The sequence below is a fragment of the Thioclava sp. JM3 genome, from assembly GCF_002213185.1.
GTDB lineage: Bacteria > Pseudomonadota > Alphaproteobacteria > Rhodobacterales > Rhodobacteraceae > Thioclava > Thioclava nitratireducens.
This window is the reverse complement of sequence record NZ_NBOB01000006.1, coordinates 89,953-110,334: the sequence shown is the minus strand read 5'-3', so window position 1 is coordinate 110,334 and position 20,382 is coordinate 89,953. Positions and strand designations below refer to the sequence as shown.

Here is a 20,382-nt window from a genome sequence, read left to right as displayed (position 1 = left end):
GCAAGGTGAATTGCGCCGACTCGGGGCCGGGCCCATGTTTTGCTCGACAACAGGAGCAGACACATGAGCCGCAAGATCCGCAACGCCCGTATCGCAATGTTGAGCCCGCTGGCCTTCGCGTTGGCCTTCGGCGCCTATGCAGGCAACACCCAGACCAGCCGCGAGATGCGGCTGTCGTCCTCGCGCACCGAGGCGCCGCAGGTCTCGCGGGAAGCCTCGGAAGAGGTCGAACAGCTCACCGACTGGCTGGAGCGTCACGGTCAGGCCTGACCGGCACCTTTCGCGATCGCACCAGCCGCCGCGGCGATGCCGCCTGGGTTGTGCGGGATTTTCAGCGCCTGCATCCCGGCCTCCATCGTCGCCAGCGCGCCCAGCGTCATATGGGCATTCACATGGCCCATATGGGCGACCCGGAGGAAATCGTTGGCCTCGGGCGTGCCGGGTTCGGCCATGCCGAGCCCGATGCCGAGCGTCACCCCCGCCTCGCGCTCCAACCAGCTGCGCAGCCGCTGCGCATTGCCCGCGCCAATCCGCGCTGCCGTCACCGAATGCGCGCGATGCGCCGGGTTGGCGATGTTGAGCGCGATATCCCCTTCCTGCCCCCAGGTCTCGAACGCAGCCCAGACGGCGGAGGCGAGCGTCGCGTGACGCGCCCAGATATGGGTGAGCCCCTCTTCCTCGAGGATCATCTTGAGCGACTCGTCGAGGCCGAAGAGGTGATGCGTCGGGGCGGTGCCTCCGAAATACTGGTAGACCATCTCGGGGAAGGCGCGCGGCTGCCAGTCCCAATAAGGCGTGACCATATCGGCCTCGCGGCTCGCCGCCAGCGCCTTGTCGGAGAACCACACAAAGCCCAGACCCGGCGGCACCATCAGCCCCTTCTGGCTGGCGGCGACCATCACATCGACGCCCCAGTCGTCCATCCGGAACTCGTCGCAGGCGAGCGAGGCGATGCAATCGACCATCAGCAGCGCCGGATGCCCCGCTGCGTCGATCGCCGCACGGATCGCCGCCACGTCGTTGACCACGGAAGTCGCGGTATCGACATGGGTCAGCAGCACGGCCTTGATCTCGTGATCCTTGTCGGCGCGCAGGGCCTCTTCGACGCGGGCCGGATCGGCGGGAGCCTTCAGGCCGAATTCCAGCCGCTCCACATGAACGCCCATCGTCGCCGCGTTACGCGCCCAGATATTGCCGAAGCGCCCTGTCACGAGGCTCAGCGCCTTATCCCCGCGCGAGAAGACGTTCGCGATCGAGGCCTCCCATGCGCCGTGGCCGTTGGCGATGTAGATCGCGACATGGGACGAGGACATTGCCACCCGCCGCAGATTCGCCGCGACCCGCGCCGCGATCTCCTCGATCTCGCCCTCATAGATGTTGGGCGCCGGGCGATGCATCGCGGCCAAAACACGGTCGGGCATCGTCGAGGGTCCGGGAATTGCGAGGTAAGGGCGACCTTGGGCAAGGCTCATCGGGTATCTCCGTCTGGCACAACGAATAATCGGTAATGCCGCCCGCGCGCGGCGTCAATCTCGCGCCCGGCTTGCACGCAGGCCCCGTCTCGCGGTAATTCACGGACTTAACCGCGCGCTCGAGAGGCGCGCCTATCGCATGGTGCCTCGTGGCCAAGACTGCAAACCCTTACACGTCGAAACACCTCGCCGGCCGGATGTGGCGCGATTATCTGCGCAAGCACTGGCCGATGATCGGGGTGTCGATGGTCCTGCTGATGATCGAAGGCTCAACGCTGGGCGCACTGAGCTGGATGCTCAAACCGCTCTTCGACAAGGTCTTCGTGCAGGGCGAGAGCGAGTTGATCTGGTGGGTCGGCGCCGCAATCTTCGGGCTGTTCGTGGTCCGGGCGACGACCTCGGTGGCCTCGCGCACGGTGATGACCAGCGTCTCGCTGCGCACGTCGAGCGACATGCAGACCGATCTGTTCCGCCACATGCTGCGGCTCGACCAGCGCTTCTACCAGGCCAATCCGCCCGGCGCGCTGATCGAACGGGTGCAAGGCGATACGAGCGCCGTGCAGAACGTCTGGAAGATCTTCATTTCCAGCACCGGGCGCGATGCGGTCTCGCTGATCTCGCTGTTCGCCGTTGCGGTCGCCATCGATCCGGGCTGGACCATGGGCGCCGTGATCGGCGCGCCGCTTCTGATCCTGCCGGTCGCGATGGCGCAGCGTTACATTCGCCGCAAAACCCGGCAGATGCGCGAAAGCTCTTCCGACCGCGCGACCCGGCTCGACGAGGTGTTCCACGGTATCGCTGCGGTGAAGCTCAACGGGATCGAAGACTATCAGGCGGGGCGCTTCGCGCGGCTGGTGGACGAGGTCCGCATCGCGCAGATCAAGACCACCTTCATCTCGGGGCTGGTGCCCGCGATGATCGACATCATCACCGGGCTTGGCTTCTTCTTGGTACTGATCCTCGGCGGTCAGGAAATCATGGCGGGCGAGCGTTCGGTCGGCGATTTCATGTCCTTCTTCACCGCAATGGCGCTGGCCTTCCAGCCGCTTCGCCGCCTCGCGAATTCGGCGGGCTCTTGGCAGACGGCGGCGGCGAGCCTCGAGCGGATCTATCGCCTGTTCGATACCGAACCGTCGATCACCTCGCCCGCGCACCCCGCCGCCCTGCCCGAGACCACGCGGATCGAGTTCGACGGCGTACATCTGCATTACGGCGACAAGCATGTCCTGCGCGGCCTCAGCTTCGTGGCGGAGCCCGGCCAGACCACCGCACTCGTCGGCCCTTCGGGCGCGGGCAAGACCACCGTGTTCAACCTGCTGACCCGGCTCGTCGATCCCGATAGCGGACGCATCACTCTGGGCGGCACGCCGCTGAGCGATCTCGGCCTTGCCGAACTGCGCCAGCATTTCTCGACCGTGTCGCAGGACTCGGCTCTCTTCGACGAGACGATCCGCGAGAACGTCCTGCTCGGCCGGCAGGAGGTAGATCCCGACCATATCCAGACCGCGCTCGAAGCCGCGCACGTGACCGAGTTCACAGACCTTCTGCAGAACGGCATCAATACCGGCGCAGGCCCGCGCGGCTCGGCGCTCTCGGGCGGACAACGGCAAAGGGTCGCGATTGCGCGCGCCGTGCTGCGCGACGCGCCGATCCTGCTGCTCGACGAGGCGACCTCGGCGCTTGACACCCTCTCCGAGGCAAAGGTGGCGCAGGCGCTCTCGGAGCTCAGCGAGGGCCGCACGACGCTGGTCATCGCCCACCGCCTGTCGACCGTGCGCAACGCCGACAAGATCGTGGTGGTGGTTGAAGGTCAGGTCGTCGAACAGGGCACGCATGACGAACTGCTGGCCAAGAACGGGCCCTATGCGGGGCTGTGCCGGATGCAGCTTCTCGATTGAGTTGGCATTCCCGCCCCGGCTGCCTACATGGGCGGGGAAAGGAGACCTCCATGGCCGAGCGCATTCTCTACGAGATCACTGGCACGGATCGCGAGCACTTCCTGCAAGGGCTGGTGACGAACGACGTGCGCCACGTGAAAGACGGGCTGGTCTATACCGCCCTGCTGACGCCGCAGGGAAAATACCTTGCCGATTTCTTCTTGCTAGCGCGAGGCGACGCGATCGTCATCGATATCGACGAAAGCATCGCCGAGGCGACGATCAAACGACTGGGCATGTACAAGCTCCGCGCCGACGTCGCGATCGCGCCCTCGGATCTGAAGGTCTACCGCGGCACAGGTCCGGCACCCGAGGGCGCGCTGACCGATCCACGCCATCCCGACATGGGCTGGCGGCTTTACGGCGACGAGGCGGGCGATGACGGCACCGATTGGGATGCGATCCGGGTCGAGCATTGCATCCCCGAGACCGGTATCGAACTGACCCCCGACACTTTCATCCTCGAAGCCGGGTTCGCTCAGCTGAATGGCGTCGATTTCCGCAAGGGCTGCTATGTCGGGCAAGAGGTCACGGCGCGGATGAAGCACAAAACGGAGCTGCGCAAAGGCTTCGTCACCGTAGGTGTCGAAGGGCCCGCGGAACCGGGAGCCGAGATTACCGCCGAAGATCGCAGCGTGGGGCGTCTTTTCACGCGTTCGGGCGATCGCGCGATCGCCTATCTGCGCTTCGGGCGCGCCAATGGCGAGTTGTCGGCTGGCGAGGCCGTGGTCACTTATTTATGACCGCCGCGGATCAACTGTTTCGAAAAGCGCAAGCCCCACGGCGGAGATTTGCGGAACATCGTGACGCGGAGGAAACGAGGATCGGGCACATCTGGAGAACCAAAGGTTTTTTCGCTGCGCCCATCCCGTAAACTTGTAATGTTTACAGAATATTAACCGGCTCTTGATGCGATACGGGTTTCGCGCTTCGCGAATGACAGCCCTTGAATTTCGGGCGCCCGCGCTTAATTCGCGTTCAATGCGACCCTTCGCGAAGGACCAGGTTTTGGAAACGAGCAAAGGTGCCATGCGTTAAGCGCATAGCTGCCATGTGACCCAAGCCATATCGAATCGGGGGCCGAAAGGCCTAGATGGCCCTCACGCCAGGAAACGCAAGAGCAATAACAAAGGACGGAAGAATGCGCGATTTCGTTGACGGCTCGGCCTTCAATTACGAGCAGGGCCAACGAGCCCGCAAACTGTTCGCCGCTGTGGTCCTCGCGGCCTTGGACGATGCGATTGCAGACGACAAGAAATACGGCAATGGCCCCGAGCAGATCGCCCGCTGGGCACGCTCGCGCGATGGCCGTGAAGTCCTGTCCTGCGCCGGCATCGATCCGAACGAGCGCGTCGTCCGGGGTTTGATGGAATTCGTCGGCAAGGGTGTCCGTACTTCGGTCGCGCTGTCGCGCGAAGAAAGCGAACGCCGCCTCGCCGCGATCTCGGATGAGCACGAGGCCGAAGCGGCCTGATCCTGTCAGGCGGCGCCACGGCGACAGTTGAGTACCCAAAACGGCGCGTCCCTCAGGGCGCGCCGTTTTGAATTTTCAAGGGCAGCTTTGCGCCGAGATTACCGCAATCGGGGGCTGAAGCGCATGTTCGCGGGGGCAAACAGCGCGCGATCGTCGCCCCTGCCCCGGCTGTCTTGGCGATGGCGCGAGTCAGTCCATATCGCGGCTCATCAGCGCGCGCTGCACTTCGCGGCGAACCATCTTGCGCAGATTACGTGTGATCTTCGCGCCAAGTGCGCCTTGCAACTCTTCGCGCAGCATCGCCGAGACGATCTGACGAAGTTGGGTTTCGTTCATCGATTGCACCGCCGGATGCAGCGGCGCTTCGGGTTGGTCCGGCGTCGACGCGAGTTCAGCCTCGAGCGCGGCGATCTCGTCGGCTTCGGAGTCCTCTTCCAGCGTCGCACGCAATTCGGCATAGCTGGACATACGTGGCTCCGGCTCCGGGATGCGCGCCCCGGCATCGCTGAGATGCAGGCGGCGTGGCGGTGCGGAATCGGTCGGTGGCGCGGTTGTCGCCTCCGGCGCGGCAGCGCCACCCGCGTCCGGTTCCGGTGCAAGATCTTCCCAATCCTGTGCCGAAGGCGCCTCCTCCGGTGTCTCAGCTCCCGGCGGGACATCGAAGCCCAAGAGGGCGTCTGCCTCGAACGGCGTTTCGCCGAGATTAACGTCTTCCGGCTCCCCTTCGTCTGTGTCGGCCGCAGCGAAATCAAGCCCGGCCAAGGGATCGGTTTCGGCAGGCGCGTCGGCATCCTCTGCCGGGAGCGGCTCTGTGATACCTTCGTCCGCGGCCCCAAACTGATCCGGCGATTGCGGCGCGACGAACCCGGCCACGTCCTCCCAATCGGCAGTGGCAAAAGTCTGCTCCGGATCCGCACCTTGGGACCAGACCGGCGTGAAGCTCTCGGGAAGTTCGGTCAGGGGTGCAGTGCCGGCAGGTTCGAACCTGTCGCCTGTCTCGGATTCGAAATCTGAGCCATCGCGCGCGACTTCCGCCTCGAGTTGCGCGAGCGACCCTTCAAGCCGCTTGAGCTCATCGTCGAACCCGCCCTGCTGCAGTTCCGCCTCCGACGGCCAGGGCTCGGCCTCGGCATCGTCGAATTCGGGTTCGAAATTCTGCGGCTTCCGACGTGCCTCGGACAGTGGCGCGGGCGCCTCGGCCCCGGCAGGCGCGGCGGCCTTCTCCGGCTGGTCCTGCGCGAAATCCTGCGGTTCGGCCGCCTCTTCTTCAGGCGTCACTCCCGGCGCGGACCATTCGAGATCATGGTTGTCGCCGTTCGGCTCCGCCTGCGTGTCGGAGACGAGATGCGCGGGCGTCAGAACCAGCGGATCGGGGGCCGCACGCTCGGCCTTGGAGGCCGGATAACTCTCGGCCATACGCGGGCTGTCCTGCGACACCAGTCGCCGGATCGATGCCAGCACATCTTCGATTTCAGGTCTGGGTCGGGTATCAGCCATAATCACTCCATCCTGCAGCGCGCACGCGCGCCTGTCCAGCCGTGACGGATCCGAAACTGCGAGGGACACCCGGAGGCTGCGATACCCGCGCCACTATGGCGCGGCGGGCGGGCCCCAAGAGCCCGCCGGAACACCGGTTGGTCGTTACTGGCCGATGGCCTTGAGCACACGATCCAGACGCTTGCCCTGCGGGCTGAGCGTAAGGGGCGCGGTGCGGACCGCATTGTAATAAGCCGCGGGATCATAGGTCGGAATTCCAAGCTTCAGGTTTTCTACCGTCAACAGCCCCATAGCGGACAAAAGTTGATAATAAGCTACCTGCAGCGTGGCTGCCGCGTCGATCCGTCCGGCCTGCGCATCAAGCAGATCCTGTTCTGCCGAGAGCACGTCGAGCGTGGTGCGGGCGCCCAGAAGCGCCTCTTCCTTGACGCCCTGGTAGGCGGTGCGCGCTGCGGTGATCTGCTGGTCATAAGCCGAGATCTGCGCCTTCGCGATGTCGATCGCCGACCAGGCATTGGCCACGTTCTGCGCGACCGTCACGCCGGCCTGGCTGAGTTGTGCACGGGCCGACTGGTCGTTCGCTACTGCCTGGCGCTGTGCCGAGAGAAGCGCACCGCCGGAATAGAGCGTCTGGCTCATTTCGATCCCGGCGGACTGGGTCTGGATGCCCTGCTCTTCCTGCTTCAGGCCGAGCGAACCGGTGATTTTCGGCAGACGATTGGCGCGGGCGTAATCAACGCCGAGGTCATAGACCGCAACAGTGTGCTGCAGTTGCTTGATGCTCGGATGGCTGCGTAGGGCGATATCGCGCGCGGCATCCAGCGAGCCCGGCAGCGAGGGCCGCTTCGGGAACGCCGCGAGATTGCTCGGGTAGTGCCCGGTCGCGGCCTTGTAGGCCTCGCGCGCGGAACGCAGCTTGCCCTGTGCCGCGGCGAGCGACGCGCGGGCGGAAGCCAGCTGCGCCTGTGCGAGCGAGACGTCGGTCTTGGTGACTTCACCCACTTCGAACCGGTCGTTCGACGCCTTGAGTTCCTCGTTCAGGACGCGCGCGGAATTCTGGTTGATCGCAACCTGCTCGGAGGCCGACTTCACATCCGAATAGGCCTGGATCGCCGCCAGAAGCACGTTCTGTTCGACCGAACGCAGCCCCTCGCGGGTGGCGAGCACGGTCTCTTTCTTCATCGAGACATTCAGCTTGTTACGGCCGAAATCGAACAGCGTCATCGACGCGCCGAGCGTGGTCGAGGCTTTTTGCGAGATCGTGCGCGTGGCGTCGGCATTGAGGTAATCGTAGCTCGCGGTCCATTGCAGGACCGGGCGCAGATTCGCGACGGCTTGCGCGACGTCTTCATCCGCGGCCCGCAGCGCAGCACGGTTCTGCTCCAGCAGGTTCGAATGGCGATAAGCAGAGACCAGCGCGTCGGCCAGCGTCTCGGCCCCGGCCGTGATCGGCGCCATGGCGGTCGCCGCGACCAAAGCGGTCCATGTCAGTGTCTTGCGCAGCATCGAATGCCCCTCGTTTTCCTGTATCGCCACAGATGCAGGAGTCCCTCTGCCGCCGGGCGCAATTACTTTAAGTTTATCGGCTCGCCGCTCGATTGCATATCCTGCAAAACAGCTAGCCTATTCGATGTGCCTTTCAGAGCACGAATTCACGCGGCTGCACGAAGCCCGGAAGGACCGGTGCGGTGCCATTGAACAGGTCGCGCCAGCTCATCGCTCCGTCGATCTTGTAGCCGATCCGAGCGATGCCGAGGGCGCCTTCCATGAAAATCGCGGCGATCCGACCGCCTTCCTTGAGCTGCTCGATCAGCGCGGGCGGAATGGCTTCCACTGCGCCTTCGATCAGAATTGCGTCATAGGGGCCGTGCTGCGCCGCACCCTCGGTCAGCGCGCCGGTCACGACGGCGACATTGTCGGCCCCGGCCTCGGCCAGCGCGGCCTCCGCCTGCGACGCCATGTCCCCGTCTTCCAGCGCGACGACTGCCTCGGCCATCCGCGCGATCACCGCGGAGGAATAGCCGAGCCCCGCGCCCACATCGAGCACCAGATCGTCGGGCTGAATGTCGAGCGCGTCGAGCATCTTCGCGAAATTGCGCGGCTCGAGCAGAACCCGGCCCGGTGCCAGTTCGAGGTTTTCCCCGATATAGGCGGCTTCGCGCTTGGCCGCGGGCACGAATTGCTCGCGCGGCACATGCAGCATCGCCGCGATGATCGGGAATTTGGTCACGTCGTTGGGGCGGACCTGCGTGTCGACCATCACGGTGCGGCGCGTAGCGAAATCTTGCATGTCGAGAACTCTTCGGTAGCAAACCCTTGTGGGCGGTTTTGCCACAGAAGCAGGACCTGAGCAAGTTATGCGAGAGCCAGATCCGACCTGCCGTCGCGCTCAGGGGCGATGGCGCCCGCGCACAATGCATCTCGGGCGCAACTCGCCTCTTGCGCGGGCGCTTGCGATACCGTATCTGACGGCCACACCACGGTGGCGAGTTGGCGGAGTGGTGACGCAGCGGATTGCAAATCCGTGTACACCGGTTCGATTCCGGTACTCGCCTCCACCTTTCCCCGAAAAATTCAGTTTTCGCCCACGGGGCGACTCCCGACAGAGCCTGCCCCCGATCGCGGCGGCGAGGGCGGAATACGAAGGCCCCGCCTCTTTCGAAGCAGGGCCGGCTATCTCTCCGTCAAACCGATGAGTTTTCAGAGCGCGCGCGTGGTCAGCGAAACCTGACAGCCTTCGAGCCCCCCGTGTAATTGCACCCCCACCGGCAGAGGCTGCGGGCCGATGCGCGCGCCGGTGACGATGCAATGCTCCGCCCGCAGCCCCGGCCCGATCACGGTGGCGCGCTCGGCGAGGAAGCCGAGGAAGGACACGACCTCGGAAAGTGACATCCCAACGGCCATTTCAGGCGGCTCGGCAGGCGCGCCGATCGCAAGCGGCAGGCGCGAGAGGTCACGGGTTTGCCAATCGGGCACCTCATCTCCCATGACGATCGCCCGGTTCGAGAACCGATCCGCCATCTGTGCCAGCGGCGGCTGCTTTTCGAGCGTGGTGAAGCGCGACTGAAGCACTTCGAAGGCGACATGAACGCTGCCGATCGCTTCCAGAATCTCGTGAGATTTGGCCTCGGGCGAAATATCGGCACGCAGCCGCACCGCGATTTCCAGTTCGAGCCGCGCATGGGGCGCAACGGCAAGGGTCGCACCCGAGCGATGGATCGCACGACCCAGAACCGGGGCGCAGGACAGGTCCTGCCCGCCCAGCAGCGCGTGTTTCCAGCCCCCCACGGGGCCGAGATGGCGCAGGCTCTCGGCCTGCACGGCATAGGCTTCCGCCGGCGTGACCGGCAGCGGGGTCAGCGCCTCGAGCGTCTCGCCGTCATTCGCGGCAGCCAGCGCCTCTGCGGCGCTTGCGATCTGGTCACGCTGCATGGTGTGCAACCTCTTCTTTCATGGCATCGCGCGGGATGATCGCGCCGGGATGACGGACGACTCGGCTTGCGAGACGCGCACCGTCGAGAATTGCGGCCTCCAGCGTTTTACCGCGCTGCAGGGCCGAGAGGAGAGCGGCATCGAAACTGTCGCCTGCCGCAGTCGTGTCGACAGCCGCGACGGGATCGGGCAGCGCAACGCGCAGCGTCGCCCCCGATGCGTCGCGCGCGAGCACCGCGCCGCCGCCCGTCGTCAGCACGATGGCGCCCGCTGCGTGTTTCTCGCAGCGCGCCATGATCGCCTCGGGGTCGGTCTCGTTCCAGAGCGCCGCGAGATCGTCGAGCGAGGGCAGCGCGAGGCTCGTCACCGCCAAGGCGCGCTCGGTCCACTCCGCCGCCTCGGCCCGGTCACGCCAGAGCCGCGGGCGGTAATTCGTGTCATAGGCGACAGTGATCCCGCGCTGGCGCAGCGCGTCCAACTCCGCCAGCAAACGGCTGCGCGCCGTGTCGGGAAGGATCGCCAAGGTGATGCCCGAGAACAAAAGGACGCGTGCCTGACCGAGCGCCGCGACCTCATCCCCGTCGGCGCCGAACATCCGGCGCGCCGGCGCCTGATCGCGCCAATAGGTAAAGCTGCGCTCGCCCGTGGCATCGGTGGCGATGAAGCTCAGCCCCGGGCTGCCATCGGCCTCGGACCCGATTCCCTCGATCTCGACCCCCTCCTGCGCGATCGTATCGCGCATCCAGCGGCTCATCCCGTCCGAACCGAGCCGCGAAAGGTAGCCCACCCGCAGATCGGGCCGCAGCCGCGCGAGGTAGATCGCCGCATTCAGCGTGTCGCCCCCAAGCCGGCGGTGGAACAGATCGGGCGTTGCAGGGTCGTTTGTGAACTCGGCGAGAGGCTCGCCGATGCAGAGAAAGTCCAGCATGCAAGGCTCCGATCAGGCGGGCCCTACCGGGCTCGGAAGCGAGGCTCCGGCCAGATAGGCGTCGATATTCGCGATCACCAGCTGCGCCATCGCGCGTCGCGCCTCGTTCGTGGCCGAAGCGATATGTGGCGTGAAAAGCGTGTTCGGCGCGCGCAAAAGACCGTCCTCCGCCCCATCGGGCGCGACAGGTTCGACCTCGAATACATCAAGCGCGGCAGAGCCGAGCGTGCCGCCATGCAGGGCCGCAGCCAGCGCCGCGCTGTCGACGACCGAGCCGCGCGCGACATTGACCAAGGTGCCTTCGGAGCCGAGCGCCTCCAACACCGGCGCATCGACAATATACCGCGTCTCAGGCGTGGCCGAGAGCGTGACGAACAGGACGTCACTTTCGGCGGCCAGCGTCCGGGCGTCGGGGCGCCATGCCTCGGGGGCGTCATCATGGGGCTTGCGGGCATGATAGATCACATCAACCCCCAGCGCGCGCAGCATATCCGCCAGTACGCGCCCGATCCGGCCATAGCCGAGAATACCCGCACGGCAACCGGTCAGCGCCTGACCGAGCCGCGGTTTCTGTCCGTTCGACCAACCGCCCGAGCGAAGCAACCGCTCGCCCTCACCGATCCGCCGCCGCACCGAGATAGCGAGACCCAGCGCCAGTTCGGCCACCGCTTCCGACAGCACGTCGGGCGTGGTCGTCACATGGATGCCGCGCGCGGCCGCCGCATCCAGATCGACCGCATCGGTGCCGACGCCATTGACCGCGATCAGACGCAGGTCGGGAAATTCGGCGATCTCCTCGCCGGAGAGGCCGCGCGCGCCGCTGGTCAGCACGATCTCGATGCCCTCGCGCGCTGTGGCATCGCGGGTGACCGAATGCTCGGCACAGAACGCTTCCATCATGTCGGCGGGCTTCAGTTCGATCAGCGCGAGGATCGACGGGGTGGCTTTGGCATCATCACTCATGAGATCTGCCCCAGGAAGTTGCGCAGACGCTCCGACTTCGGATTGCCGAAGAACTCTGCCGGCGGCCCCTCTTCGATGATCGCGCCCTGCTCCATGAAGATCACACGATCGGCGACGGCACGGGCGAAATCCATCTCGTGGGTGACGCAGAGCATCGTCATGCCTTCACGGGCGAGGTCGATCATCGTGTCGAGCACCTCCTTGACCATCTCGGGGTCGAGCGCCGAGGTCGGCTCGTCGAACAGCATGATCCGCGGCTCCATGCAGAGCGCCCGCGCAATCGCGACCCGCTGCTGCTGACCGCCCGAAAGCTGGGCGGGAAATTTGTCCGCCTGCTCGGGAATCTTCACGCGCTCCAGATACTTGCGCGCGGTCGCCTCCGCCCCGGCCTTGTCCGCCCGCCGCGTCTTGAGTGGCGCGAGCGTGCAGTTCTGCAGCACGGTCAGGTGGGGAAACAGGTTGAATTGCTGGAAGACCATCCCGACTTCGCGGCGCACCTTGGCGACGTTCTCGCCGCCTGCCGTCAGCTCGATCCCGTCGACGGTGATCGTGCCATCCTGAATCTCTTCGAGCTGGTTGAGCGTGCGGATCAGGGTCGACTTGCCGGAGCCGGACGGACCGCAGATCACGATCCGCTCGCCTTGTTCGACCGTCAGATCGATCGACTTCAGCGCCTGAAACGCACCGAAGAACTTGGTGACGCCGCGCATCTCGACGGCGGGCTGCTGTGCTTGTGTCATGGGATGCCTTGTAGGGTGACCCGGCGCAGCGCGGGGCTGCGCCGGATGTGGGGTGAGATCAGTTCGAGGCCGATTTCGGCGTCGCGGCTTCCTCGGCCGATCCGTTGCGGACGAAATCGGGGATGTCCGTCGCCAGCCACTGCTGCGAGATCTTGTCCATCGTGCCGTCTTTCATTGCGGAGCCGACGAACGCGTTGATCTTGGCCAAAAGCTTGTCTGCGCCCGGCTCGACCGCGATGCCCTGGACCTGGCTCGAAAGCGGGAACTTCTCGTCAAAGCGACCCGGCGCAGCCTTCGCGATCTGCGCGGCCACGACGTTGGACACACCGATCAGCGGCACCTGCCCCGAGAGGAGTGCCTGCACTGCGGCCGCGTCGTCGTCGAAGCGGCGGATCGTGGTGTCGTCGGGGGCGACCTTGGTCACGCCCGCGTCCTGCGTCGAGGCACGCACGACGCCGACAGATTCACCAGACAGATCAGCCGGCTTCGAGACCTTTTCCTCTTTCTTGCCGTAGACCATGATCTCGATCCCGGCATAGGGGCGCGAGAAATCGACCCGCTTGGCGCGCTCTGGCGTGATGCCCAACGAGGCGACCAGCACATCGACCTGACCTGAGAGCAGGTAGGGGATACGGTTCGGGCCGGTCACCGGCACGATCTCGATCTTGGTGCCCAGGTAGTCGGCGAGCGCCTTGGCGGTATCCGCGTCATAGCCTTCGGGCTTGCCGCTGGTGCCCATCAGACCGAAGGGCGGGAAATCGACGAGCATGCCGACCTTGAGCACGCCGGCCTTCTCGACCTGATCGAGCGTGGTGGCTTGCGCGTGGCCTGCCATCAATGCGCCGACCGTCAGGGCCGCCGTTGCGACTGTCTTGAGAAACTTCATGTTTTACTCCTCCTAAACCTGAAGCGGGTGAAAAATCAGCGGGTGAATGCGAGGCGCATCAGCCCTTCCAGCCGGCGCGCATAAAGCGACAGCGGCCAGCAGATGATGAAGTAGATCGCGGCCACCAGCCCGAAGACCACGAAGGGGTCGAAGGTCGCGTTGTTGACGATCTGACCGGCGCGCGTCAGCTCGGTGAAGCCGATGATCGAGGTCAGCGAGGTGCCCTTGATCAGCTGCACAAGGAAGCCGACGGTCGGGGCTACGGCGATCCGCGCCGCCTGCGGCAGAACCACATGCTGCATCCGGTCGCGATAGCTCAGCGAAAGCGCAGTCGCGGCCTCGGTCTGCCCCGACGGCACCGCGTCGATCGAGCCGCGCCAGATCTCGCCCAGATAGGCGCTGGCATGGAAGGTCAGCGCGATCGCCGCCGCCAGCAGCGGGTTGATCGGCAGGTTCAGCACGGTCAGCCCGAAATAGAACAGGAACAGCTGCATCAGGAGCGGGGTGCCCTGGAAGATCCGGATGAACCCGGCGCTGATCCGGCGTAGAGCCTTCGAGCCCGAGCTGCGCGCGAGTGCCACGAACAGCCCGCCGATTGCGCCGCCGATGAAGGCGATGACCGACAGCAGAAGCGTCCAGCGCACGGCCTCGATGATGAACAGGATGTCGGAGGGACCGAATTGGCGGATCATGTCAGCGGCTCGCAGGATAGTTGAAAATGGCGTTCTGGACGAGTTTGAAGAGGCCCGAGAACAGCAGCGAGAGAACGAGGTAGAACGCGGTCACGACGAGGTAGATCTCGAAGCTGGCGAAGGTCTTGGCGTTCAAATCCGCCCCTACCGAGGCCAGATCGTTCGCCGAGATCGTCGAGACGACCGACGAGGTCAGCATCAGGTAGATGAACTGGCTCGTCATCGCCGGATAGACGTTGCGCAGCGCCGGCTTCAGGATCACGTAGCGGAAAATCTGGATCGGCCCGAGACCCAGCGCGCGCCCTGCCTCGATCTGGCCATGGGGCACGGATTCGATCCCGGCGCGGGTGATTTCGGTCCCGTACGCGCCGACATTGATCACCAGAGCGATCAGCGCCGCGACATTCGGATCGAGCGAAATCCCGATCGCGGGCAGCCCGAAATACAGAAAGAAGATCTGCACGAGGAAGGGCGTGTTGCGGATGATCTCGACATAGGCGCCGACGATCGCGTGCAGCACCTTCGAATGCGAGGTGCGCGCAGCAGCCCCGAGAACCGACACGATCAGTCCCAGAAGCATCGCCGCGAAAGACAGGCGGATGGTCAGCCATGCGCCGTAAAGCAGCAGGTCCAGATTCTCGAATACGGGCGTGAAGTTGAAGTGATACACGTCGCCTCCCTGCGTGTAACCACATGCCCTCGCGCTCCTCAACGGTCGGCCATGCCAATTTAGATCGATCTAATTAGAACGATCTAAATTCCGAGTCGCAAATCACGGATGCGTGAGTGGAAGACGTCGGGGTAAGTTGGGATCAGTCGGCGGGACCGGTGGTGTCGCGCACCCGCAGGCGCGGCGTCACGATCTCGGTTTTCCGCTCTGCGCCCGGATCTGCGATTCGCCGCAGCAGCAGGCGCGCCGAAGCCGCGCCGATCTGGCGCGGGAAGACCTGCACCGTGGTCAGGCGCGGCGGCGCACCGAGATCGATGAAGGACAGGTTGTCGTGGCCCACCACCGAAAGATCGCGGCCGGGCATCAGCCCCAGATCGAACAGTCCCCGCAGCAGGCCCGAGGCGAGGATGTCGTTGAAGCAGATCGCTGCGGTCGGGCGTGGCTCGAGCGCCATCAGCATCGCGGCCGATTGCGGCGAGCCATCCCATGCGAGCGGCACGTCGATCACCCCAGCATTGATGAGCTCCTGAGTCCGCATCTCCTCCTCGAAGGCCGCGAGACGTTCATCCCGCGTGGAAACCTCCCCCGCGAGCGCGACGAAGGATATCCGTCGATGGCCGAGATCGCGCAAATGCCGAACGCTCAGCCGCACCGCGAGGCCGTGATCGGAGCCTGCGAAATCGCTGAGATCGCGGCCCACGTGGCGCATCGCCTGCACCAGCGGCACGCCAGCCGCGACCAGCTTCTCTATTGTATCCGGCTCGGTCCCTTCGGCGGGAAACAGGATGATCCCCTCCGCGTCATGCTCGCGCAACCGGCGGAGCAGACCCGATTGCCGTTCCGGATCGTCCCGCGAACTGGCGAGCATGACTTGATAGCCCTGCTCGTCCAGTTCGGCCTCGATCCCCTCGACGAATTCCGAGAAGAAGCTGTTCACGAGGTTCGGAATGATCACGCCGATAGTGCGGCTTTTCTGACCGCGCAGACGTGCCGCGCCGCTATTGGGCACGTAGTCGAGCTCGGCGATGACCTTCTCGACCTTCTCGCGCGTCTTTGCCGCCACGAGGTCCGAGCCGCGAATGACGAGCGAGGCCGTCGCGCGGGACACGCCCGCCGCCCGCGCCACATCCATCAATGTCGTACGCTTCACCGCCATAATCGCGGAGTAACGACAGGAAGGCGCTCGCGCAAGCACGACACCTCTGTCACGCGACTAGCTGCGCTCATTGGGAAACGGCCGCCCCGTCTGGGGAGACCGTGTCAACGCGCGTACGAGAGCTTAGCGGTAGTGCTTCTGCGTCATGTCGAAAGCGCCGCGTTTCAGATCCATCTTGAAGAACTTGTGGTCACGCTTGAGGCGCTTCACCGCCTCTCGCCCGAAACACAGCAGATCGTCAACGAACAGATCGAAGGGCTGCATCGCCTCGATGATGCGCGGCTCGATCCGGTAGTCCAGCTCGCCCGCATCGTCGGAGCGCGCGTGGGCCTGCGCCAGCGCCTGCCCGCAGGCATGGGCATAGTCACGCCAGCTGTCCTTCGACAGATCGTCGAGGTCGATATCGTCGCGGAACGGCGCACGTTCGCGCGACATGAAGCTCATATCGTCGATCTCCACGCTGCCGTAAAAGACATCGCCATGCGCCAGATGCACCCGCTGGCCATGCGCGATCCGGTCGCCCTTTTCACCGGCGACAAAATCGTTCTCCGGGACCAGACCTTCGAGCGCGGACTGCCGGGCACGCTTGAACTCGATGATCAGATCGTCGCTGGCATTCTTGCTCGGACCTTCGATCAGGCAATAGTAGCGCGGCAGCCCCAGCGAGGCCGTTCCCTGCCCATGGCGGATGCACATATCCTTCACCTTCAGCTGCCCGGCGCGCCCACCGGGATCGATCCCGTTCTGCTTGGCCACGTCGTTGATGTAACCCTGAAACTCCGAAATCCGACTGGAGATCGGCGTCAGTTCGTCATTCGCCCGGAAGCCCCGCCCGGTCTCGTTGAGATAGCGATCCCAGAGCCATTCCTTCCGACTATTGCGCGCCTTCTTGAACATCCGCCGGATCACCTTCGGACTGTTATCGGGGCGCATCTGCTGGCTCGCCTCCTTGTCGTGGCGGGCATAGAATTCCATCCCGTCACGATAGCCTTCGACGAATTTGCGCACGATCTTCTCACGGTGCTTCTTCTTCTGGTCTCCCTCTTCCTTGGCGGCGATCAGAAAGCCCGTGATGCCGCGCTTCAGATCCCAGGTGAAGGGCCCGTAGAGCACGTCGTCGAAATCGTTCACGCCGAAGATCGGTACGTTATCGGCATTGGGCATGATCCCGAAATTCTCCGGATGGACATCCCCGAGCGCGAGCACCGTCGGCATCCGCTCATCCTCGCCCAGCATGTCGCGGTGAAACAGCAGCGAGGTGCCGCGGAAGAAGGAGAACAGCGAATCCGCCAGTTCCTCGAATTTCTCGCTCGCGCCCTCGGCCTTCTCGTCGATGCGCACCGCGTGGTCCTCGATGATCGTCGAGCGCACATGCAGGCGACGCGCAAGCCCGGTCAGATCGCCCGGACGCATCACGCAGGGGTATTTCACATAGGCCTCGGCGAGCTCGCGATAGGCCTCGACGCGGCTCTGGAGCTGTTGGACGGGCGCAACCCCGGTGGCCTTGCGCGACCGTTTCTGGCTCGACGCTTTCGAATTGGAAGATTTCGGCTTGTTATTGCCTTCCGCCATGGGGCTGCTCCTTTTCGGGGTTCGCTCTCCTAACGGGAGGACGGGCGAAGGCGTTCCAAAAAACCGGCGTGAGCCCCAAGGCTCAGGGCGTGTATTCTCCGCAGAGCGACCGGGAGAGGCGCGCCGCCCGCGTCTGCGGGTCGTCGAGCGAAAGGACATGGGAGAGCTTTGTATAGGCCGACTCCGGCGTCATGTCGCGCCCGTCGATCACCCCGTGATCGCGCAGGACCGCCCCCGCCGCATAGGTGCCAAGCGCCATCCCTCCCTCGGGACATTGGCTGACCCCGATGACCGGGGCCGAGCGGGCCTGCGCCGTGGCAAGCGCCGCGCGCAGGCCGGGCGTGTCGGGCGCAGTCCCCGAGCCGTAGCAGCGCAGCACCAGACCGTCACAGGTCTTGGCTGCATGGTCGAGCAGGCTCTCCTCCGCCCCCGGCGCAACGGCCAGAACGGCGATCCGCGCGGGCCTGACCGGATGACGGATCAGGCGCGGCCCCGGCTGGCAGGGCAGGATGTCGGAAGGATCGGCGGCGAAGGCATCGAAAGCGCGCGAGTGGCTTTTGCGGACCCGCGCGCCGTGCAACAGGCGTCCGGCGAATTGCACCCATATGCCTGGCGTAGCTGTCCGCGCCGCCGCAATCGCGTCGCGCAGATTGCGCGCGCCGTCATTGCCCTCGACCGAAAGCGGCAGCATCGAGCCGGTCACGATCACCGGCTTGCCCAGCCCTTCGAGCGCGAAGCATAAAGCCCCCGCCGTATAGGCGAGCGTATCGGTGCCGTGGGTCACGATCACCCCGTCGCAACGGTCGTGATGCGCGGCGATGGTCTCGGCGATCCGATCCCAATCGGCGGGTGTGGCATTGGCGCTGTCGATCAGCGGATCGAGACGTAGGGTCTCAACCTCGCGCCCCTCGGGCAGGGTCGCGAGGAAATCCTCGACCACGCCCTGCTGCGGTACGAAACCCGCATCAGAGGCGACCATGCCGATCGTCCCGCCCGTATGGATCAGAAGCAGCGCCATGCCGCGTCCCTCAGTTCCGCGACAGGACGCTGGAAGGCCGTGCGCGGGCCAGAGAGACGGTCAGCGCCGCAACGATCAGCGCCTTGATCAGATCGCCGGGGATGAAGACGACCATTAGCGAGGTGCTTTCGATCAGGCTCTTGCCGAGCGCAAGCGACAGCCCGACGATTCCCATCGCGTAGGACAACACGATCCCACCAAGGATCGAGCCCACGAAGACCGATGCGCCCAGCGGAACCGAGCGCCATTTCTCGACGACGAAGCCGGTCAGCCACGCGGCCAGCGGCCAGCTGAACAGGAACCCGCCCGTCGGACCGAAGAAGACGCCGAGGCCCCCACGACCGCCGGCCAGCAGCGGCAGACCAACGGCCACCAGCAGCAGGAACAGCAGGACCGCCAGAGCACCACGCTTCGAGCCCAGAACGGCGCCGGCCAGCATGATCCCAAGGCTCTGCGCCGTGATCGGCACACCGAAGCCCAGCGTGATCTTCGGGATCAGCGCGAGTACCGCGATCAGGGCCGCAAACAGCGCGATCAGCGCGACATTCTTTTCCATCTCAAGTCTCCCTCTCGGATGTGAGCCCTCCCCGGGCCCGTAGCGCATCGCCGACATGGTCGGCATCGTCAAGCGCAAGAAGCGTGAAGGGCAGCACCAGCCGCCAGCTCGGTCGCCGCGTGGCCCGGGCGCGCCAGCTCTCGGTCAGGCGCGCACCCTTGTTGGTCAGCACCGGCACCATGCGGATCACCAAAGCGATCGCGATCTCCAGCGCGGCGGTCGACAGCCCGAAGCGGCGCAACGGTGTCGTCAGCCAGCGCACGACCGCGATCATATCACTGAGCCGCGTCGTCATCGACACGAGGTTCGCCAGCGCCACCGCCGAGATCATCCGCATCACGATCAACGCGCCTTCCGCGATCTCGCCGATCACCATCTGCCAAATCGCGACGATGACGATAAACGGCCAGAGCAGTTTCAGCGCCGACAGGCCCGCGCGCAAGAAGGCGCGACCGGGCAAGGCATAGGCGATCAGGATCGCCGTGACGACGCCCGAGAGGATCAGCGGGCTTTCGATATAGAACAGACCCACGGTCGCGAGGCAGAGCGCTGCGAGTTTCAAACCCGCAGGCCAGTCATGGGCGGCGGTCTTAACGGGAGAGCTGAGCGATATCATCGGCCTCTCCCGCGCGGGTCATCTCTTCGACATAGGCGGGCAGCACCTCGCGCGCCGCGCCATGCATTCGCAGCCGCCCTTGGTCGAGCCAGAGGATTTCGTCGTAATGCTCCAACTCGCGCGGGTCGTGGGTCACCTGCACCAGCGTCCCGCGATAGAGCGTCAGCGCGCGACCCAGCTGCGCCTTGGTCGGGATGTCGAGACCGGAGAAGGGCTCGTCCAAGATCAGCAGGTTCGGGGCCATCGCGCTCACCGCCATCAGGCATAGAAGCTGCTTCTGGCCCTGGCTGAGCGTCGTGACATAGGCATCGCGCCACGCCGCCTTGCCGAACTGCGCGAGTGTCTCTTCCGCCGCAGCCTCGGCTTCGGTTTTCCTCATCCCCTGCTGGCGCAGCCCGAAGGAAATCTCCTCGATCACGGTGGGGAAGATGATCTGATGATCGGGGTTCTGGAACAGGATGCCGACCTCGCGCAGCGCGGCCTTGCGGTCGGCGGCCAGATCGTGGCCATTGATCCGCAGGCTGCCCCGGCTCGGCGCAATCAGCCCCGCCATCAGCCGCGAGAGGGTAGATTTGCCCGATCCGTTGCGCCCTACCACGCCGATGCGGCGGGCACGGGTCTCAAGCGAAATCCCCTCCAGCACCGGGCGACCGTCGAGATCGTGGCCCAGATCGGAAATCGCGATATGGCTCGCAGAAGTAAGGGTCGCGCCGTCAGACATGCGCCGGGTCATATACGCAGTCGCGCCGCGTTTCCAGACGCCCTGCGCATAG

At 65.1% G+C, this 20,382-nt stretch carries 21 protein-coding genes and 1 tRNA gene; 5 read left to right on the top strand and 17 right to left on the bottom strand.

The features are described from left to right. Positions 1-63: 63 nt before the first annotated feature. On the top strand, positions 64-270 hold the full coding sequence (locus tag B6V73_RS12560) for a hypothetical protein (protein WP_075773878.1): 207 nt from the start codon (positions 64-66) through the stop codon (positions 268-270). Here B6V73_RS12560 and B6V73_RS12555 read toward each other — a convergent pair. Further along, positions 261-1,472: an aminotransferase class V-fold PLP-dependent enzyme gene (locus B6V73_RS12555; protein ID WP_088725408.1), complete on the bottom strand. Its 1,212-nt coding sequence runs from the start codon at positions 1,470-1,472 to the stop codon at positions 261-263. The genes B6V73_RS12560 and B6V73_RS12555 overlap by 10 nt on opposite strands. A 197-nt stretch (positions 1,473-1,669) precedes the next feature. Here B6V73_RS12555 and B6V73_RS12550 point away from each other — a divergent pair, with 197 nt between their 5' ends. The 3 genes from B6V73_RS12550 to B6V73_RS12540 all read left to right on the top strand — a co-directional run bounded on the left by B6V73_RS12550 (position 1,670) and on the right by B6V73_RS12540 (position 4,883). Further along, positions 1,670-3,370 (top strand): ABC transporter ATP-binding protein, encoded by a 1,701-nt coding sequence (locus B6V73_RS12550; RefSeq protein ID WP_088725407.1) that lies wholly within the window; start codon positions 1,670-1,672, stop codon positions 3,368-3,370. A 50-nt stretch (positions 3,371-3,420) separates the two neighbouring features. Then, positions 3,421-4,152, top strand: coding sequence for a folate-binding protein YgfZ (locus B6V73_RS12545; RefSeq protein ID WP_088725406.1), 732 nt, complete (start codon positions 3,421-3,423; stop codon positions 4,150-4,152). Between the two features lie 398 nt (positions 4,153-4,550). Continuing rightward, positions 4,551-4,883, top strand: coding sequence for a DUF6280 family protein (locus B6V73_RS12540; RefSeq protein WP_075773874.1), 333 nt, complete (start codon positions 4,551-4,553; stop codon positions 4,881-4,883). A gap of 189 nt (positions 4,884-5,072) precedes the next feature. On the opposite strand, the gene B6V73_RS12535 is transcribed toward B6V73_RS12540, so the two are convergent. From B6V73_RS12535 to B6V73_RS12525, 3 genes are all read right to left on the bottom strand, one after another. Beyond that, the gene (locus B6V73_RS12535) at positions 5,073-6,380 is read right to left on the bottom strand and encodes a hypothetical protein (protein ID WP_143597902.1); all 1,308 of its coding nucleotides are present in this window, start codon (positions 6,378-6,380) and stop codon (positions 5,073-5,075) included. A 144-nt stretch (positions 6,381-6,524) separates the two neighbouring features. After that, complete coding sequence (locus B6V73_RS12530; protein ID WP_075773872.1) at positions 6,525-7,886, bottom strand: TolC family outer membrane protein; 1,362 nt, start codon at positions 7,884-7,886, stop codon at positions 6,525-6,527. A 133-nt stretch (positions 7,887-8,019) separates the two neighbouring features. Further along, the gene (locus B6V73_RS12525) at positions 8,020-8,670 is read right to left on the bottom strand and encodes a protein-L-isoaspartate O-methyltransferase (RefSeq protein WP_088719483.1); all 651 of its coding nucleotides are present in this window, start codon (positions 8,668-8,670) and stop codon (positions 8,020-8,022) included. Positions 8,671-8,864: 194 nt separating this feature from the next. Between B6V73_RS12525 and B6V73_RS12520 the strand changes: the two genes are divergently transcribed. Continuing rightward, positions 8,865-8,938 (top strand) — tRNA-Cys (locus tag B6V73_RS12520). Between the two features lie 142 nt (positions 8,939-9,080). On the opposite strand, the gene B6V73_RS12515 is transcribed toward B6V73_RS12520, so the two are convergent. The 13 genes from B6V73_RS12515 to B6V73_RS12455 form a co-directional block, all read right to left on the bottom strand. Further along, positions 9,081-9,812, bottom strand: coding sequence for a hypothetical protein (locus B6V73_RS12515; RefSeq protein ID WP_088725404.1), 732 nt, complete (start codon positions 9,810-9,812; stop codon positions 9,081-9,083). Beyond that, positions 9,802-10,740, bottom strand: coding sequence for a sugar kinase (locus B6V73_RS12510; protein WP_240504134.1), 939 nt, complete (start codon positions 10,738-10,740; stop codon positions 9,802-9,804). Before B6V73_RS12510 ends, B6V73_RS12515 begins: the two co-directional genes overlap by 11 nt. Positions 10,741-10,752: 12 nt before the next feature. After that, positions 10,753-11,703, bottom strand: coding sequence for an NAD(P)-dependent oxidoreductase (locus B6V73_RS12505; RefSeq protein WP_088725403.1), 951 nt, complete (start codon positions 11,701-11,703; stop codon positions 10,753-10,755). Continuing rightward, positions 11,700-12,443, bottom strand: coding sequence for an amino acid ABC transporter ATP-binding protein (locus tag B6V73_RS12500; RefSeq protein WP_075773869.1), 744 nt, complete (start codon positions 12,441-12,443; stop codon positions 11,700-11,702). Before B6V73_RS12500 ends, B6V73_RS12505 begins: the two co-directional genes overlap by 4 nt. A gap of 58 nt (positions 12,444-12,501) precedes the next feature. Next, positions 12,502-13,329 carry a transporter substrate-binding domain-containing protein gene (locus B6V73_RS12495; protein ID WP_088719476.1) on the bottom strand — a complete coding sequence of 276 codons (828 nt, stop codon included), beginning with the start codon at positions 13,327-13,329 and terminating at the stop codon, positions 12,502-12,504. Positions 13,330-13,364: 35 nt separating this feature from the next. After that, positions 13,365-14,021, bottom strand: a complete 657-nt coding sequence (locus tag B6V73_RS12490; protein ID WP_088725402.1) for an amino acid ABC transporter permease — start codon at positions 14,019-14,021, stop codon at positions 13,365-13,367. A 1-nt stretch (position 14,022) separates the two neighbouring features. Next, positions 14,023-14,691, bottom strand: coding sequence for an amino acid ABC transporter permease (locus tag B6V73_RS12485; protein WP_088719475.1), 669 nt, complete (start codon positions 14,689-14,691; stop codon positions 14,023-14,025). Between the two features lie 142 nt (positions 14,692-14,833). Beyond that, entirely contained in the window at positions 14,834-15,847 is a 1,014-nt protein-coding gene (locus B6V73_RS12480) for a LacI family DNA-binding transcriptional regulator (RefSeq protein WP_088725401.1), read from the bottom strand. A 123-nt stretch (positions 15,848-15,970) separates the two neighbouring features. Beyond that, on the bottom strand, positions 15,971-17,419 hold the full coding sequence (locus B6V73_RS12475; RefSeq protein WP_088725400.1) for a DUF2252 family protein: 1,449 nt from the start codon (positions 17,417-17,419) through the stop codon (positions 15,971-15,973). A gap of 82 nt (positions 17,420-17,501) precedes the next feature. Beyond that, positions 17,502-18,437 (bottom strand): asparaginase, encoded by a 936-nt coding sequence (locus B6V73_RS12470; RefSeq protein WP_088725399.1) that lies wholly within the window; start codon positions 18,435-18,437, stop codon positions 17,502-17,504. Positions 18,438-18,447: 10 nt separating this feature from the next. Next, positions 18,448-18,993 (bottom strand): biotin transporter BioY, encoded by a 546-nt coding sequence (locus B6V73_RS12465; RefSeq protein ID WP_075773862.1) that lies wholly within the window; start codon positions 18,991-18,993, stop codon positions 18,448-18,450. Position 18,994: 1 nt separating this feature from the next. Then, complete coding sequence (locus tag B6V73_RS12460; protein WP_088725398.1) at positions 18,995-19,609, bottom strand: energy-coupling factor transporter transmembrane protein EcfT; 615 nt, start codon at positions 19,607-19,609, stop codon at positions 18,995-18,997. Then, positions 19,584-20,330, bottom strand: a complete 747-nt coding sequence (locus tag B6V73_RS12455; RefSeq protein ID WP_233242999.1) for an ABC transporter ATP-binding protein — start codon at positions 20,328-20,330, stop codon at positions 19,584-19,586. Before B6V73_RS12455 ends, B6V73_RS12460 begins: the two co-directional genes overlap by 26 nt. Between the last annotated feature and the right edge of the window lie 52 nt (positions 20,331-20,382).

Bases quoted from the DNA above. Each gene is read 5' to 3' on its own strand.
- B6V73_RS12560 (WP_075773878.1), top strand. From the start codon at position 64: ATGAGCCGCAAGATCCGCAACGCCCGTATCGCAATGTTGAGCCCGCTG.
- B6V73_RS12555 (WP_088725408.1), bottom strand. From the start codon at position 1,472: ATGAGCCTTGCCCAAGGTCGCCCTTACCTCGCAATTCCCGGACCCTCG.
- B6V73_RS12550 (WP_088725407.1), top strand. From the start codon at position 1,670: ATGTGGCGCGATTATCTGCGCAAGCACTGGCCGATGATCGGGGTGTCG.
- B6V73_RS12545 (WP_088725406.1), top strand. From the start codon at position 3,421: ATGGCCGAGCGCATTCTCTACGAGATCACTGGCACGGATCGCGAGCAC.
- B6V73_RS12540 (WP_075773874.1), top strand. From the start codon at position 4,551: ATGCGCGATTTCGTTGACGGCTCGGCCTTCAATTACGAGCAGGGCCAA.
- B6V73_RS12535 (WP_143597902.1), bottom strand. From the start codon at position 6,380: ATGGCTGATACCCGACCCAGACCTGAAATCGAAGATGTGCTGGCATCG.
- B6V73_RS12530 (WP_075773872.1), bottom strand. From the start codon at position 7,886: ATGCTGCGCAAGACACTGACATGGACCGCTTTGGTCGCGGCGACCGCC.
- B6V73_RS12525 (WP_088719483.1), bottom strand. From the start codon at position 8,670: ATGCAAGATTTCGCTACGCGCCGCACCGTGATGGTCGACACGCAGGTC.
- B6V73_RS12515 (WP_088725404.1), bottom strand. From the start codon at position 9,812: ATGCAGCGTGACCAGATCGCAAGCGCCGCAGAGGCGCTGGCTGCCGCG.
- B6V73_RS12510 (WP_240504134.1), bottom strand. From the start codon at position 10,740: ATGCTGGACTTTCTCTGCATCGGCGAGCCTCTCGCCGAGTTCACAAAC.
- B6V73_RS12505 (WP_088725403.1), bottom strand. From the start codon at position 11,703: ATGAGTGATGATGCCAAAGCCACCCCGTCGATCCTCGCGCTGATCGAA.
- B6V73_RS12500 (WP_075773869.1), bottom strand. From the start codon at position 12,443: ATGACACAAGCACAGCAGCCCGCCGTCGAGATGCGCGGCGTCACCAAG.
- B6V73_RS12495 (WP_088719476.1), bottom strand. From the start codon at position 13,329: ATGAAGTTTCTCAAGACAGTCGCAACGGCGGCCCTGACGGTCGGCGCA.
- B6V73_RS12490 (WP_088725402.1), bottom strand. From the start codon at position 14,021: ATGATCCGCCAATTCGGTCCCTCCGACATCCTGTTCATCATCGAGGCC.
- B6V73_RS12480 (WP_088725401.1), bottom strand. From the start codon at position 15,847: ATGGCGGTGAAGCGTACGACATTGATGGATGTGGCGCGGGCGGCGGGC.
- B6V73_RS12475 (WP_088725400.1), bottom strand. From the start codon at position 17,419: ATGGCGGAAGGCAATAACAAGCCGAAATCTTCCAATTCGAAAGCGTCG.
- B6V73_RS12470 (WP_088725399.1), bottom strand. From the start codon at position 18,437: ATGGCGCTGCTTCTGATCCATACGGGCGGGACGATCGGCATGGTCGCC.
- B6V73_RS12465 (WP_075773862.1), bottom strand. From the start codon at position 18,993: ATGGAAAAGAATGTCGCGCTGATCGCGCTGTTTGCGGCCCTGATCGCG.
- B6V73_RS12460 (WP_088725398.1), bottom strand. From the start codon at position 19,609: ATGATATCGCTCAGCTCTCCCGTTAAGACCGCCGCCCATGACTGGCCT.
- B6V73_RS12455 (WP_233242999.1), bottom strand. From the start codon at position 20,330: ATGTCTGACGGCGCGACCCTTACTTCTGCGAGCCATATCGCGATTTCC.